Annotated in this window: 11 protein-coding genes; 10 read left to right on the top strand and 1 reads right to left on the bottom strand. The window is 70.8% G+C overall.

Annotated elements, in window-relative coordinates; genetic code table 11:
• Positions 1-158: 158 nt before the first annotated feature.
• Positions 159-1,136, top strand: a complete 978-nt coding sequence (gene cobS, locus DPQ23_RS05500) for a cobaltochelatase subunit CobS (RefSeq protein WP_162630645.1) — start codon at positions 159-161, stop codon at positions 1,134-1,136.
• A 113-nt stretch (positions 1,137-1,249) separates the two neighbouring features.
• Here the strand turns inward: cobS and DPQ23_RS05495 are convergent, their stop codons facing one another.
• On the bottom strand, positions 1,250-1,741 hold the full coding sequence (locus DPQ23_RS05495; protein ID WP_112873694.1) for a hypothetical protein: 492 nt from the start codon (positions 1,739-1,741) through the stop codon (positions 1,250-1,252).
• A gap of 118 nt (positions 1,742-1,859) precedes the next feature.
• On the opposite strand from DPQ23_RS05495, the gene cobT reads away from it, so the two are divergent.
• The 9 genes from cobT (at position 1,860) to DPQ23_RS05450 (ending at position 13,832) form a co-directional block, all read left to right on the top strand.
• Positions 1,860-3,719: a cobaltochelatase subunit CobT gene (gene cobT, locus DPQ23_RS05490; RefSeq protein ID WP_112873693.1), complete on the top strand. Its 1,860-nt coding sequence runs from the start codon at positions 1,860-1,862 to the stop codon at positions 3,717-3,719.
• A 1-nt stretch (position 3,720) separates the two neighbouring features.
• Positions 3,721-4,041, top strand: a complete 321-nt coding sequence (locus DPQ23_RS05485) for a hypothetical protein (protein WP_112873692.1) — start codon at positions 3,721-3,723, stop codon at positions 4,039-4,041.
• The gene (locus DPQ23_RS05480; RefSeq protein WP_112873691.1) at positions 4,038-5,861 is read left to right on the top strand and encodes an aminopeptidase P family protein; all 1,824 of its coding nucleotides are present in this window, start codon (positions 4,038-4,040) and stop codon (positions 5,859-5,861) included. Before DPQ23_RS05485 ends, DPQ23_RS05480 begins: the two co-directional genes overlap by 4 nt.
• 198 nt (positions 5,862-6,059) lie before the next feature.
• A complete protein-coding gene (locus tag DPQ23_RS05475) occupies positions 6,060-7,439 on the top strand; it encodes an FAD-binding oxidoreductase (RefSeq protein WP_112873690.1) in 1,380 nt (459 codons plus the stop codon).
• A gap of 158 nt (positions 7,440-7,597) precedes the next feature.
• On the top strand, positions 7,598-8,401 hold the full coding sequence (locus DPQ23_RS05470) for a glycoside hydrolase family 25 protein (RefSeq protein ID WP_240602459.1): 804 nt from the start codon (positions 7,598-7,600) through the stop codon (positions 8,399-8,401).
• A complete protein-coding gene (locus tag DPQ23_RS05465) occupies positions 8,365-9,057 on the top strand; it encodes a CPBP family intramembrane glutamic endopeptidase (protein ID WP_112873688.1) in 693 nt (230 codons plus the stop codon). The genes DPQ23_RS05470 and DPQ23_RS05465 overlap by 37 nt, the downstream gene beginning before the upstream one ends.
• A 91-nt stretch (positions 9,058-9,148) precedes the next feature.
• Positions 9,149-11,143, top strand: coding sequence for an aspartate--tRNA ligase (aspS, locus tag DPQ23_RS05460; protein WP_112873687.1), 1,995 nt, complete (start codon positions 9,149-9,151; stop codon positions 11,141-11,143).
• A 135-nt stretch (positions 11,144-11,278) separates the two neighbouring features.
• Positions 11,279-12,646: a DUF1800 domain-containing protein gene (locus DPQ23_RS05455; protein ID WP_112873686.1), complete on the top strand. Its 1,368-nt coding sequence runs from the start codon at positions 11,279-11,281 to the stop codon at positions 12,644-12,646.
• 10 nt (positions 12,647-12,656) lie between these two features.
• The gene (locus tag DPQ23_RS05450) at positions 12,657-13,832 is read left to right on the top strand and encodes a DUF1501 domain-containing protein (RefSeq protein WP_112873685.1); all 1,176 of its coding nucleotides are present in this window, start codon (positions 12,657-12,659) and stop codon (positions 13,830-13,832) included.
• Positions 13,833-13,915: the final 83 nt, after the last annotated feature.

The raw sequence follows: 13,915 nt of genomic DNA, 5'->3' as shown, positions 1-13,915 counted from the left end.
CGCTGTTCCCTTGCCTTGCCTGCCGCCCCATTGGCCAGAACGCGCCAGCGCCCGTCCGGTTCATCCCCTGCCTGCCATCCCGCGGCGGCCAGCGGCGGCGGCTTGCACCCCGTCGCGCGATGCGCCATCAACGGCCGGATCAGGAAAGGGGCAGGGCCATGGCCGATCTGGACGCCACCGCGAAACCGACCGAGGATATCGACGTCCGCGACGTCTTCGGCATCGACAGCGACATGAAGGTCAAGGGCTTCGCCGAACGCACCGCCCGCGTGCCCGATCTGGACTCGACCTACAAGTTCGATCCCGACACGACCCTCGCGATCCTGGCGGGCTTTGCCTACAACCGGCGCGTGATGATCCAAGGCTATCACGGCACGGGGAAATCGACGCATATCGAGCAGGTGGCCGCGCGGCTGAACTGGCCCACGGTGCGGGTGAACCTGGACAGCCACGTCAGCCGCATCGACCTGATCGGCAAGGACGCGATCAAGCTGGTCGAGGGCAAGCAGGTCACCGTGTTCCACGAGGGCATCCTGCCCTGGGCGCTGCGCAACCCCGCCGCCATCGTGTTCGACGAATACGACGCCGGCCGCGCCGACGTGATGTTCGTGATCCAGCGCGTGCTGGAGGCCGAGGGCAAGCTGACCCTGCTGGACCAGAACGAGGTCATCACGCCCAACCCGTATTTCCGGCTGTTCGCCACCGCCAATACCGTCGGGCTTGGCGACACCACCGGGCTTTACCATGGCACCCAGCAGATCAACCAGGGCCAGATGGACCGCTGGAACCTGGTCGCCACGCTGAACTATCTGTCGCATGACGCCGAAACGGCGATCGTTCTGGCCAAGGTGCCGCAGATGAACACCGAAAAGGGCCGCAAGTGCGTGGCGCAGATGGTGACTCTGGCGGACCTGACCCGGACGGCGTTCATGCAGGGCGACCTGTCCACGGTGATGAGCCCGCGCACGGTCATCAGCTGGGCGCAGAACAGCCGCATCTTCGACAACGTGGGCTATGCCTTCCGTCTGACCTTCCTGAACAAGTGCGACGAGCTGGAACGCCAGACCGTGGCCGAGTTCTATCAGCGCCTGTTCGACGAGGAACTGCCCGAAAGCGCCGCCGCCCGCGCGGGCTGAGGCGCCGCCCCACACCCTGACCGAAGCGGGGCAGCCCAGCGGCGGCCGCCCTGCCGCTGACCGCTTGGGCGGCCGGGGCTGCATCGCTTTGCCGGCCGGTCCGGTCCCCCGCTTTATCGGCGGACATGCTCCATCAGCATGCGAAACAGCTCGGGCGGCAGGGCCTGCGGGTCGGTGATGGTGATGGTCGTGCCCGGCTGCAAGGCGGCCGGATCGCTGGGCAGGGGGGCGGCCTGCCCGGCAGCGGCACGCGAAGGCTGCGGGATCGGTGGCAATGTCGGCATCCGGCTGACCGGCAGGCCGGGCGCGGCGGTGCCGGTGGCGGTCGTTGCGGGTCCTGAGGTCCCCGTCAGCGCCTCGGCCTGCGCGGCGGCAAGGCGGGCGTCCAGCTCGCGCCCGCGCTGCGCCTCGATCTGCGCGAGCTGGGCGTTCACCTGGTCCTGCACCTGCTGCTGGATGCGTGCCGTCACCTGGCCCATCTGGGCGTTCACCGCCGCGACGCCGTCCTGGAATCCCCGGCGATAGGCCTGCTGCGGGGTTTCGGCCGCAACCGGCAGGGCCAGCAGGGCTGCTGTCGCGACAAGGGGCAGGATGGTGGGGCGCATGGTGATCCTCGGGCTGTGGGGCCGCAACGCGCGGGGCCTGCCGCGGGTTCGGCGGTCGCGGCCGCGGGGCCGTTGTCCGGCATGGACAGTCGCCCCCGCTTGGCGGAAAAGATAAGCCATGAAACCGATCGACAACCCCGCCGACCCGTTCAAGAAGGCGCTGGCCGAGGCGACCCGCGCCCTGGCCGACGAACGCGAACTGAACGTGACCTTCACCGCCGATCCGTCGGGCGTCGCGGGCGACACGATGCGGTTGCCCCAGATCAGCCGGCGGATGACGCGCGACGAGATCGTGCAGGCGCGCGGCACCGCCGATGCGCTGGCCATGCGCCTGCGCCACCACGATGCCGCCACCCACGCCCGCTATGCCCCGAGCGGGCCGATGGCGCGCGACCTTTACGAGGCGATGGAAACCGCGCGGTGCGAGGCGCTGGGCGCGCGCGACATGCCGGGCGCGCTGTCCAACATCGATGCACGGCTGGGCGCCGACGCGGATCGCAAGGGCTATGGCCAGATCAAGGCGCCCGCCGACGCGCCGCTGGCGGTGGCCGCGGGCTATCTGATGCGTCAGGCGGCGACGGGGCGCGTGCTGCCGGCGGGCGCGCAGCACGTGGCGGACCTGTGGCGGCCCTTCGTGGAACAGCAGGCGGGTGCGGCGCTCGACGAGGCGGCGCTGGCGCTGGGCGACCAGGCGGCCTTTGCCCGCGTCGCGCGCCGGGTGATCGCGGACCTCGGCTATGGCGACCAGCTGGGCGACGATCCCGACCAGCCCGACCAGGACGACGCCGAGGACACCGCCGAGCCCGACCCCGAATCGGGCGAGAACCAGTCGCAGGAGGAGGAGCAGGGCGACGACGCCGAGGCCAGTCCCGAACGCAGCCAGGAGCGCACGCAGGACGAACGCCAGGCGCAGGTCAGCCTGGACGACCAGTCCGACGACGAGATGGCCGAAGACGCCGAGATGGCCGACAGCGAGATGCCGCCCGAGCTGCCGCCCCCGGTCAGCGAGGCGTCCGCCGACTACAAGGTCTTCAGCCTGGCCTTCGACGAGGAGATCCGCGCCGAGGATCTGGCCGAGCCGGCCGAGCTGGAACGGCTGCGGTCCTATCTGGACAAGCAGCTGGAACCGCTGCGGGGCGCGGTCGGCCGTCTGGCCAACAAGCTGCAGCGCCGCCTGCAGGCCCAGCAGAACCGCAGCTGGGAGTTCGACAAGGAGGAGGGCGTGCTGGACGCAGGTCGTCTGGCGCGCGTCGTGGCGAACCCGACGATGCCCCTGTCCTTCAAGGTCGAGAAGGACACCGAGTTCCGCGACACCGTGGTCACGCTGCTGATCGACAACTCGGGGTCGATGCGCGGGCGGCCCATCAGCATCGCCGCCATCTGCGCCGACGTGCTGGCGCGCACGCTGGAACGCTGCTCGGTCAAGGTCGAGATCCTGGGCTTCACCACCCGCGCCTGGAAGGGCGGCCAGTCGCGCGAGGCGTGGCTTGCCGCGGGCAGGCCCGCGTCACCGGGACGCCTGAACGACCTGCGCCACATCGTCTACAAATCCGCCGATGCGCCGTGGCGGCGGGTGCGCCCGAACCTGGGGCTGATGATGAAGGAAGGGTTGCTGAAGGAAAACATCGACGGCGAGGCGCTGGAATGGGCCCATCGCCGCCTGACCCGCCGCCCCGAGGCGCGGCGCGTGCTGATGGTGATCTCGGACGGGGCGCCCGTCGATGACAGCACGCTGTCGGTGAACCCTGCGAACTATCTGGAAAAGCACCTGCGCGACGTGATCGCCATGGTCGAGCGCCGCAAGCAGGTCGAGTTGATCGCGATCGGTATCGGCCATGACGTCACGCGCTATTACCAGCGCGCCGTGACGATCACGGACGTGGACCAGCTGGCCGGCGCGATGACCGAGCAGTTGGCCGCGCTGTTCGAATCCGACCCGCGCAAGCGCGCGCGCGCCATGGCTGCGGGACGCCGCTGACGTGCGCGGCGCGACGGCTGCGCGCAAGGGTTCGCTCGACCGCGCGCCGGGGGCTGTGCTGGCCACCGCGCTGGCTGCGCCGGTCGCCGGGTGCGGTCTGGGCGCCCCCATCGCGGACATGCGACGCCAGGCCCGGCGCGACGGCTTCGCCTTCGACGTGGCGGCGGTTCCGGCCGACCTGCCGACCGCGCCGTTCGATCCGGCCTGCATGGGGATCCTGTACCGGGCGGGTCTGGCGACCGGCGGCTCGGCAAGCGGCTGGGCGGGGGACATGGCCCCGCTGCTGGCGGCATCCGCGGCCGCCACGGGGGACGCGCAATGACGCATACGGCACCACAAGGCGACACCGGCTGGCAGGGCTTTGACGCCGGGGCCGATCCCGCGCAGGCCGCCCCGCGCGTGGCGGCCCTGCGCGCGCACATGGCCGCCGCCGGTCTGGACGCGGTCATCGTGCCGCGCGCGGACGCCTATCAGGGGGAATATGTCGCCGACTGCGACGCGCGGCTGCGCTGGCTGACGGGGTTTTCGGGCAGCGCCGGGTTCGTCATCGTCACGGCCGACCGCGCCGGGGTGTTCATCGACGGCCGCTATCGCGTGCAGGTCCGGGCCGAGACCGATCCGGCGATCTTCACCCCGGTCCCTTGGCCCGAAACCTCGGCCGCCGCCTGGCTGCGCGAGGCGCTGCCGCAGGGCGGCGTGCTGGGCCTCGACCCCTGGCTGCACACCCGGGCCGAGGTCGAGGCGATGGCCCGCGGGCTGGACGGCAGCGGCATCGCGGTGCGGTCCGTGGCGAACCCGGTCGATGCGATCTGGCCCGACCGCCCGGCCGCGCCGCAGGGGGCCGCGCGCATCCACGACGCGGCCCTTGCGGGCGCAACCCCGGCCGAGCGGCGCGAGGCGATCGGGCAAAGCCTTGCGCAGGCAGGGCAGGGGGCGGCGGTGCTGACCGCCCCCGACAGCATCGCGTGGCTGCTCGACATCCGGGGCGCCGACGTGCCCCGCAATCCCGTCGTGCAGGGCTTTGCCATCATCGATGCGCAGGGCGGGGTGGACCTGTTCGCAAGCCCCGCCAAGTTCGACGCCGACCTGCGCGAGCATCTGGGCAAGGCCGTCCGTATCCACCCGCCCGAGGCCCTAGCCGCGGCGCTGGCCCGCCTGCCGGGGCCGGTGCGCGTGGACCCCGACACCGCGCCTGAGGCGGTGTTCGCCGCGCTCGAGTCCGCCGACGTCGCCATCGTCCGCGGCTGCGATCCCGTGGCGCTGCCCAAGGCGCGCAAGACCGGGGCCGAACTGGACGGCATGCGCGCCGCGCATCGCGCCGACGCGGTGGCGATGATCCGCACGCTGGCCTGGATCGACGCGCAACCCCCCGGCACATTCACCGAGATCGACGTCGTGCGCGCCCTTGAATCCGCGCGCCGTGCGGCCGGGGCCCGCGACCTCAGCTTTGACACGATCTGCGGGTCGGGTCCCAACGGCGCGATCGTGCATTACCGCGTGACGCGCGCCACCGACCGCACCGTGCGGCCGGGGGACGTGCTGCTGCTGGATTCGGGCGGCCAGTATCCCTGCGGCACGACCGATGTCACCCGCACGATGCCGGTGGGCCGGCCCGATCCGTCGGTCCGCGATGCCTATACCCGCGTGCTGCAGGGCATGATCGCCCTGTCGCGGCTGCGGTTCCCGCGCGGCCTTGCCGGGCGCGACATCGACGCGGTGGCCCGCGCGCCGCTGTGGCAGGCGGGCATGGATTATGACCACGGCACGGGCCACGGCGTCGGCGCCGCGCTGTGCGTCCACGAGGGCCCGCTGCGCATCTCGCGCCGGTCCGATCTGGCGATCGAGCCGGGAATGATCTTCTCGAACGAGCCGGGGTATTACCGCGAGGGCGCCTGGGGCATCCGCATCGAGAACCTGATCGCCGTTGAACCCGCGCACAGCCCCGATGGCCGGGACCTGCTGGGATTCGAGACGCTGACCCTGGTTCCCATCGACACCCGCCTGATCGAGCCGGGGATGCTGAGCCGGGCCGAGATCGCGTGGCTTGACGAATACCACGCCCGCGTCGCGGCCGAGATTGGCCCCCTGATCGACGAGGCGGGCGTGCGAGACTGGCTGGCGCGGGCGACCGCGCCATTGTGATGCGGACGGGGCCGCGGACCGAAGCCCGGCCCCCGGACGCCCGCAGTATTTTCGCCAGAACGACGCCCGTTGCGGGCCTCGCGCGGTCGCGCCGTCCAGGCCGCCCCGAAGGCCGCGCCAAAGGGTCGCGCTTGAACGGCGGCGCGCGCGGCGGCATGGTCGCGCGACGATCTTCATCCCCCGCGCCCGAGGCCCGCCATGCCGATCCCCACCGCCGTTCTCGACCAACTTCGCGCCGTGCTGGGCGATCGGCTGTCCACCGGCGCGTCGGACCTGGACCTGCACGCCGCGTCCGAGACGTTCCACCGCGCGCCCCCGCCCGACGCCGTGGCCTTTCCGCTGAGCACCGACGAGGTGTCGCAGGTCCTGCGGATCTGCAACGAGGCCCGGGTGCCGGTGATCGGCTGGGGCACCGGCACCTCGCTGGAAGGGCACGCGCTGGCGATCCACGGCGGGCTGGTCATGGACCTGATGCGGATGGACAAGGTGCTGGCCGTCCGGCCCGAGGACATGCAGGCCACCGTCCAGCCCGGCGTCACGCGCGAGGCGCTGAACCGCGAACTGCGCGCGACCGGGCTGATGTTCCCGGTCGATCCCGGCGCCAACGCCTCGCTGGGGGGCATGGCGTCCACCCGCGCCAGCGGCACGACCGCCGTGCGCTATGGCACGATGCGCCAGAACGTCCTGGCGCTGGAGGTGGTGCTGGCCGACGGCACGGTGATCCGCACCGGCACCCGGGCGGCGAAGTCCAGTGCCGGCTATGACCTGACGGCGCTGATGGTCGGGTCCGAAGGCACGCTGGGCATCATCACCGAGCTGACCCTGCGCCTGCACGGCCAGCCCGAGGACGTGGCGGCCGCCGTCTGCGCCTTTGCCACGCTGGAGGACGCGGTGAACTGCGTCGCGCAGACGATGCAGATGGGCATCCCCATGGCGCGGATCGAATTCATGGACGCCATGGCGATGCGCGCGGTCAACCTGCACCTCGGCTCTGCCTATCCCGAGCAGCCGCACCTGATGGTCGAGTTCAACGGCTCGCCCGCCGCGGTCAAGGCCGATGCCGAGGCGTTCGGCGCCCTGGCCGAGGAGCACAACGGCCAGGGCTTTGCCTGGGCCACCAGCCTGGAGGACCGCAACCGCCTGTGGGCCGCGCGCCACGCGTCCTATTACGCCGCGCTGAAGCTGCGGCCGGGGGCGACGGGGATGTCCACCGACATCTGCGTGCCGATGTCGGAACTGCCGGCGGCGGTGGCGCAGGCCTCGGCCGACATGCATGCAAGCGGGCTTCTGGGCGATGTGGTGGGCCATGTGGGGGACGGCAATTTCCATGTGCTGATGCTGCTGGAACCCGGCAACGCCGAGGAACTGGCGGCCGCCAAGGGCGTGGCCACCCGCATGGCCGAACGGGCCATCGCCGTCGGCGGCACGATCAGCGGCGAACACGGCATCGGGGTGGGCAAGCGCCCGCTGATGGCCGCGCAGCACGGCGCCGCCTGGGGGGTGATGGGCACGATCAAGCGTGCCCTTGACCCCAACAACATCATGAATCCGGGCAAGATGGTCCCTGACATGAACTGACGCCTGCCGCGATGGCGACACTCCTGACGACTTCGTGATCTGTGCCCTGCGCTGCGTGTGCAGGGGCAGGGTGACATTCCCGGCCCGGCATGAATGATGCCGATCAACGATAATCACGACTTCGGGGCAGCGGCAGCATGCGGTTCTTGTTCAGGGCGATGGCCATCTTGACGATTGCGGCGGTCGCCGCCTGCGGGGGACCGCCCCGCCGCGTCGTCACCGACATCGGCATCGGCTCTGGCCAGTCGATCCAGGGCGGGTTCGTGGGCGGGGCGGTGCCCGCGCTGGGCGACAGCGCCCCCCATGTCTGGACCAGCGGCCATCCCTACAACCACCAAGTCCACGGCGTGGACGTGTCGCGCTATCAGGGCGGGGTGGATTGGGACGCCGCGCGCCGGGCCGGGGTCAGCTTTGCCTTCCTCAAGGCGACCGAGGGGGCCGACCACTCCGATCCGGCGTTCCGCACCTATTGGGCGCAGACGCGGGCGGCGGGCATCCTGCGCGGGGCCTATCATTTCTACTACTTCTGCCGGTCGGGGGCCGAGCAGGCGGCCTGGTTCATCGCCAACGTCCCGCGCGAGCGCGGCGCCCTGCCGCCGGTGCTGGACCTGGAATGGAACCACGCCTCGCGCAGCTGCAAGCACCGCCCCTCGCCGGCCGAGGTGCAGCGCGAGGTCAACACCTTCATCTCGATGGTCTCGCGGCACTATGGGCAGCGGCCGATCATCTACACGACCGTCGATTTCTATCACGAAACGGGCGTGCGCCGCATCAACGCCGAGTTCTGGCTGCGCTCGGTCGCCGACCACCCGCGCCAGACCTATCCCGGCCAGAACTGGACGTTCTGGCAGTATACCGGCACCGGCACCGCGCCGGGGTTCCAGGGCAATGTCGATCTGAATGCCTTTGCCGGGTCACGGGCGCAATGGAACCGCTGGCTGGCCGCGCGCGTGCAGCGCTGACCGCGGACCCGGCCGCCGCGTCCCGGCGCGGCTGGCTGTGGGCGGAATTCGTGGCGCTGTATGTCGGCGCGCCGCTGGCGATCGCCCTGTTTCTCAACCCGCGCTGGATGTTCGCGGCGCTGTTCGGCTTTACCCTGGTGGGCATCGGCCTGATCTGGCGCACCGGAGAGTTCGACTGGCGCGAGCTGGTGCGCGGCTGGGGCCGGGTCCGCTGGGACCGCACGGCGGCGTTTGCGCTGCTGGTCGGCGCCGCGGGGGTCGGGGTCATGGCGGCCACGCGGCCGGGGTTCATGCCCGACGTGTCCCCCGAGCGGCTGCGCTTTCTGGCCATGCTGTGGCTGGCCTATCCGCTGCTGTCGGCACTGCCGCAGGAGCTGATCTTCCGCGCCCTGTTCTTTCACCGCTATGCCCCGCTGCTGCCCGACCCGCGAACGGCGCTGCTGGTCAATGCGGCCGTCTTTGCGCTGGCGCATCTGATGTACTGGTCGGTCGTCGTGACGGCGATGACCTTTGTCGGCGGCTGGATCTTTGGCCGGACCTATCGACGGCGCGGGTTTCCGGCGGTCTGGATGCTGCACGCGGTGGCCGGCAACGTGCTGTTCACGGTCGGGATGGGGACATATTTCTGGTCGGGCAACGTGGTGCGGCCGTTCTGACCCCGCCTTGACTTCGCGGCCCTGAATCCGTGTAAGCACGCCCGACACGCGCCGCCAGACCCGCGGCCCCGACGCCCCGGAAGGATACCCGATGAACGCCTATCGCAGCCACACCTGCGGCCAGTTGACGGCCGCCGACGCCGGGACCACCGTCCGCCTGTCGGGCTGGGTGCATCGGGTGCGCGACCACGGGGGCGTGCTGTTCATCGACCTGCGCGACCATTACGGCATCACCCAGGTGATCGCCGACAGCGACTCGCCCGCCTTCGCGGCGCTGGAACGCCTGCGCGCCGAAACCGTCATCCGCATCGACGGCCGGGTCAAGCTGCGCGACGCTTCGCTGGTCAACCCCAAGCTGTCCACCGGCGAGATCGAGGTCTATGCGACCGATGTCGCGGTGCTGGGCGCGGCCGACGACCTGCCGCTGCCGGTCTTCGGCGACCAGGACTATCCCGAGGAAACGCGGCTGGCCTATCGCTTCCTCGACCTGCGGCGCGAAAGCCTGCACGCCAACATCATGCTGCGGTCGCGCGTGGTGAAATGGCTGCGCGACGCCATGTGGGACGCGGGCTTCACCGAGTTCCAGACGCCGATCATCACCGCGTCCTCGCCCGAAGGGGCGCGCGACTTCCTGGTGCCTTCGCGGCTGCATCCGGGCAAGTTCTACGCGCTGCCGCAGGCGCCCCAGCAGTTCAAGCAGCTGATCATGGTCGCGGGCTTCGACCGCTATTTCCAGATCGCGCCCTGCTTTCGCGACGAGGACCCGCGCGCCGACCGCAGCCCCACCGATTTCTATCAGCTTGACGTGGAAATGTCCTTTGTCGAGCAGCAGGACGTCTTTGCCGCCGTCCAGCCGGTGATCCAGGGGCTGTTCGAGCAGTTCGGCGGCGGCCGCCGCGTGGACCCCGACTGGCCGCTGATCCCCTATGTCGAAAGCCTGCGGAAATACGGCACCGACAAGCCCGACCTGCGCAACCCCATCGAGATGGTGGACGTCAGCGAGCATTTCCGCGGCTCGGGCTTCACGCTTTTTGCGAACTTGTTGGAGCAGGAAGGCACCGAGGTCCGCGCGATCCCCGCGCCCGGCGGCGGAAAGAGCGGGAAGTTCGCCAAGAATATGGACGCTTGGGCGCGACAGCAAGGGCTGCCGGGGATGGGGTATATCTTCTGGCGGAAGATAACGATGCCCGCCGAAGATCGCTTTGACCCCAACAGCGATATTAACAAGCTCGCGCGCGCTCAGGACATGCATGCCAGGAACCGAGCGGAGTTCCCCCAAGCGGTTCCGAGCGAACCTCGCTTTGCTCTTGGCTCCGATGTTCTGCGTACTATCTTTGCACATACTTGGCCCGAGATGGATGAAGCGTCGCGTGACCAGCATGCGCTACAGACGCCTGAAACCTACTTGGAGGGTGCTGGCCCTGTCGCCAAAGCCCTTGGTGCTGAAAAAACGGAGGCCATTCGACAGGAGCTTGGCCTTGCCGAAGGCGACGCCGTCTTCTTCCTTGGCGGCAAGCCCTCGGACTTTGAGGCGGTGGCGGGCCGGGCGCGCACGGAAATCGGGCGTGAACTCGGCCTTATCGACGAGAACCAGTTCAAGTTCGCCTGGATCGTCGATTTCCCGATGTATGAAAAGACCGATGACGGTCGCATCGACTTCAGCCACAACCCCTTCTCGATGCCGCAGGGCGGGCTTGAGGCGCTGAATGGCGACCCGCTGAAGGTCCATGCCTATCAGTACGACCTTGCCTGCAACGGCTATGAGCTGGTCTCGGGCGGCATCCGCAACCACACGCCCGAGATCATGTTCAAGGCCTTCGAGATCGCGGGTTACGGCCGCGACGAGGTGGAAAAGCGCTTTGGCGGCATGGTCAAGGCCTTCCGCTATGGCGCGCCGCCGCACGGCGGATGTGCGGCGGGCATCGACCGGATCGTGATGCTGCTGGCGGACGAGAGCAACATCCGCGAGGTCATCATGTTCCCGATGAACCAGCGCGCCGAGGACCTGATGATGGGCGCGCCCAGCGAGCCCACGAACGAGCAGCTGCGCGAACTGCGCCTGCGCGTGCTGCCCAGGGACGCCTGAGCGCCCCGGGGCCGCAGGGCGGCACCGCTGCCCCTCGCGCGTTTGTCAGGACGGACGGACGTGCCTTGACGCGCGCGGCGTGGCATAGACGATCTGGCGCGGGGCGCATCCCGCGCGCCGACAGGGGCATGAGCCATGCCAGAGACGATCGACCCGGCCGAGATGCTGGCCATCCGCCTGGGCTTTGGCCTGGGGCCGGGGGCCGCGCCCCCTGACGGCGCGGCCATGCTGGCGTCGGTCGGGGCGGCGCAGGCGGGGGACGGCTGGACGGTCCAGCGCGCGGGCGAGGCGCAGCGGCTGTTCGCGCAAACGCGCCAGGGCCGCACCGAGGGCACGGTTTCGCCGCAGGATTACGACCGCATCCTGGCTGACCTGAACGCGCAGCGTATCGGCGTGCTGCGCCGCCGGGCCGCCCGCGCCGTGGGCGCGCAGGCCGGCTTCGGCGAGCGGCTGGTCCAGTTCTGGGCCGACCATTTCACCACCGCGGCGCCGAACCTGCCCCGGCAGCTGATGGCCGCGGCCTTTGTGGACGAGGCGATCCGGCCGCACCTGAACGGGCGCTTTGCGAACCTGCTGTTCGCCGCCGACACCCACCTGATGATGCTGACCTATCTGGACCAGGTCAGCAGCCGTGGCCCGAATTCGCCCTTTGTGCGCAGGCGTCCCGAACGGCGGCTGGGCCTGAACGAGAACCTGGCGCGCGAGGCGATCGAGCTGCACAGCCTGGGGGCGGGGGCCGCCTATACCCAGGCCGACGTGCGCGAACTGGCCGAGTTGCTGACCGGGCTGACGGCGGACAACCGGCAGGGCACCCGGTTCGTCCCGCAGGCGGCCGAGCCGGGCGCCGAGACCGTGCTGGGCCGGGCCTATGGGGGCGGCGGCACCTCGGGCCTCGACGAGATCCGGCGTGCGTTCGGCGACCTGGCCGACCATCCGGCGACGGCCGCGCATCTGTCGCGCAAGCTGGCGGTGCATTTCGTGGCCGACGACCCGCCGCCGTCGCTGGTCGCGGACCTGACCGACGCTTGGCAGGGCAGCGGCGGCGATCTTGCGACGGTCTATGGCGTGCTGGTCGCCCACCCTGCCCTGGCGCAAGAGTTCCGCCACAAGGCGCGCCCGCCGTTCGAGTTCCTCGTCGCCGCCCTGCGGGCCCTGGGCGTGGACGAGGCGGGGGTGATGGCGTTCGACACAAAGCGCGTCAACCAGGTGCTGGCCGGCCCGCTGGCGCTGATGGGCCAGCCCTGGAACCAGCCGCGCGGCCCGGACGGCTGGCCCGAGCGGGCCGAGGACTGGATCACCCCGCAGATGCTGTCGGCGCGCATCGGCTGGTCGCTGCGCCAGCCTGCGCGCCTGGTCGATCCGCTGCCCGATCCGCGCGCCTTTGTGGCGGCCGCCCTGGGCAGCACCGTGTCCGCCCCGCTGGCCTGGGCGGTGCCCAAGGCCGAATCCGCGCGCGAAGGGGTGGCGATCGTGCTCGCCTCGGCCGATTTCAACCGACGCTGACGGAGGCATCATGCACACGCGCCGTTTCCTGCTGAAATCCGCGGTGCTGGCGGCCTGTTCGGCGGCCGCCCATCCGCTGCTGTCCACCATGACCTTTGCCGCGGCACCGGGCGACAACCGCCTGGTGGTGATCGTGCTGCGGGGGGCGATGGACGGGCTGGACGCGGTGCAGCCCTGGGGCGACCCGGCGCTGCGCGGCCTGCGGCGCGACCTGTCGATGGGGCCGCAGGGCGGGGCGCTGGACCTGGACGGGTTCTATGCGATGCACCCGGCGTTGGCGCCCCTGATGCCGCTGTGGCAGGGGGGCGAGCTGGCCTTTGCCCACGCCGTGGCCACCCCCTATCGCGACAAGCGCAGTCATTTCGACGGGCAGGACCTGCTGGAGGCGGGGACCGGCAACGACCTGCCCATCGACGCGCAGAAGGGCGGCTGGCTGAACCGGCTGTTGCAGCAGATGCCGGGCGCCACGGCCGAGACGGCGTATTCCGTCGGGACCGAGGAGATGCTGATCCTGTCAGGCCCGGCCCACGCGCTCAGCTGGGCGCCCGATGCGCGGCTGGCGCTGTCGGCGCAGGCGCAGCTGCTGCTGGCCGAGGTCTATCACGACGACTCGCTGTTCCGGCAGGCCGCGGCCGACGCGGCCGAGATCGGATCGGCCGGCATGACCCCGGCCGCGCAGGGCGGCCCCGCCCGCGAGGCCGTCAAGCTGGCGCGCTTTGCCGCCGACCGGCTGAACGGCGAGACGCGGATCGCCTCGTTCTCGCTGTCGGGCTGGGACAGCCACGCCCGACAGCCGCAGGTCATCGCGCGGTCGCTGGGGGCGCTGTCGGACGCCCTCCTGGCGCTGCGCGAGGGCCTTGGCGCGAACTGGGCGCGCACCACGGTGCTGGCGATGACCGAGTTCGGCCGCACCGTGCGCGAGAACGGATCGGGCGGCACCGACCACGGCACCGGCGGGGCGCTGGTCATGGCGGGCGGGGCGGTGCGCGGGGGCGCGGTCTTGGGCGACTGGCCGGGCCTGGGCGAGGGGATGCTCTACCAGGACCGCGACCTGCTGCCCACGCGCGACGTGCGCGCCTATGCCGGATGGGCCATGCGGGGCCTGTTCGGGCTGGACGCGGGGCTGATCGAGCGGACGGTGTTTCCGGGACTGGACCTCGGCCCCGACCCGCGCTTTCTGCGCTGATCCCCCGTCCTGCGCTGATCCCCGCCGTTCTGGACAGGCCGGCGGCGCATCGCTATCTCTGCCCGGCAGCATTCCCCGCAGGA

It is taken from the genome of Paracoccus endophyticus, from assembly GCF_003286075.1.
Lineage (GTDB): Bacteria > Pseudomonadota > Alphaproteobacteria > Rhodobacterales > Rhodobacteraceae > Paracoccus > Paracoccus endophyticus.
This window is presented reverse-complemented; position numbering and strand designations above follow the sequence as displayed.

Coding starts and splice junctions, on each gene's coding strand:
- cobS (WP_162630645.1), top strand. CDS start 159: ATGGCCGATCTGGACGCCACCGCGAAACCGACCGAGGATATCGACGTC.
- DPQ23_RS05495 (WP_112873694.1), bottom strand. CDS start 1,741: ATGCGCCCCACCATCCTGCCCCTTGTCGCGACAGCAGCCCTGCTGGCC.
- cobT (WP_112873693.1), top strand. CDS start 1,860: ATGAAACCGATCGACAACCCCGCCGACCCGTTCAAGAAGGCGCTGGCC.
- DPQ23_RS05480 (WP_112873691.1), top strand. CDS start 4,038: ATGACGCATACGGCACCACAAGGCGACACCGGCTGGCAGGGCTTTGAC.
- DPQ23_RS05475 (WP_112873690.1), top strand. CDS start 6,060: ATGCCGATCCCCACCGCCGTTCTCGACCAACTTCGCGCCGTGCTGGGC.
- DPQ23_RS05470 (WP_240602459.1), top strand. CDS start 7,598: ATGGCCATCTTGACGATTGCGGCGGTCGCCGCCTGCGGGGGACCGCCC.
- DPQ23_RS05465 (WP_112873688.1), top strand. CDS start 8,365: ATGGAACCGCTGGCTGGCCGCGCGCGTGCAGCGCTGACCGCGGACCCG.
- aspS (WP_112873687.1), top strand. CDS start 9,149: ATGAACGCCTATCGCAGCCACACCTGCGGCCAGTTGACGGCCGCCGAC.
- DPQ23_RS05455 (WP_112873686.1), top strand. CDS start 11,279: ATGCCAGAGACGATCGACCCGGCCGAGATGCTGGCCATCCGCCTGGGC.
- DPQ23_RS05450 (WP_112873685.1), top strand. CDS start 12,657: ATGCACACGCGCCGTTTCCTGCTGAAATCCGCGGTGCTGGCGGCCTGT.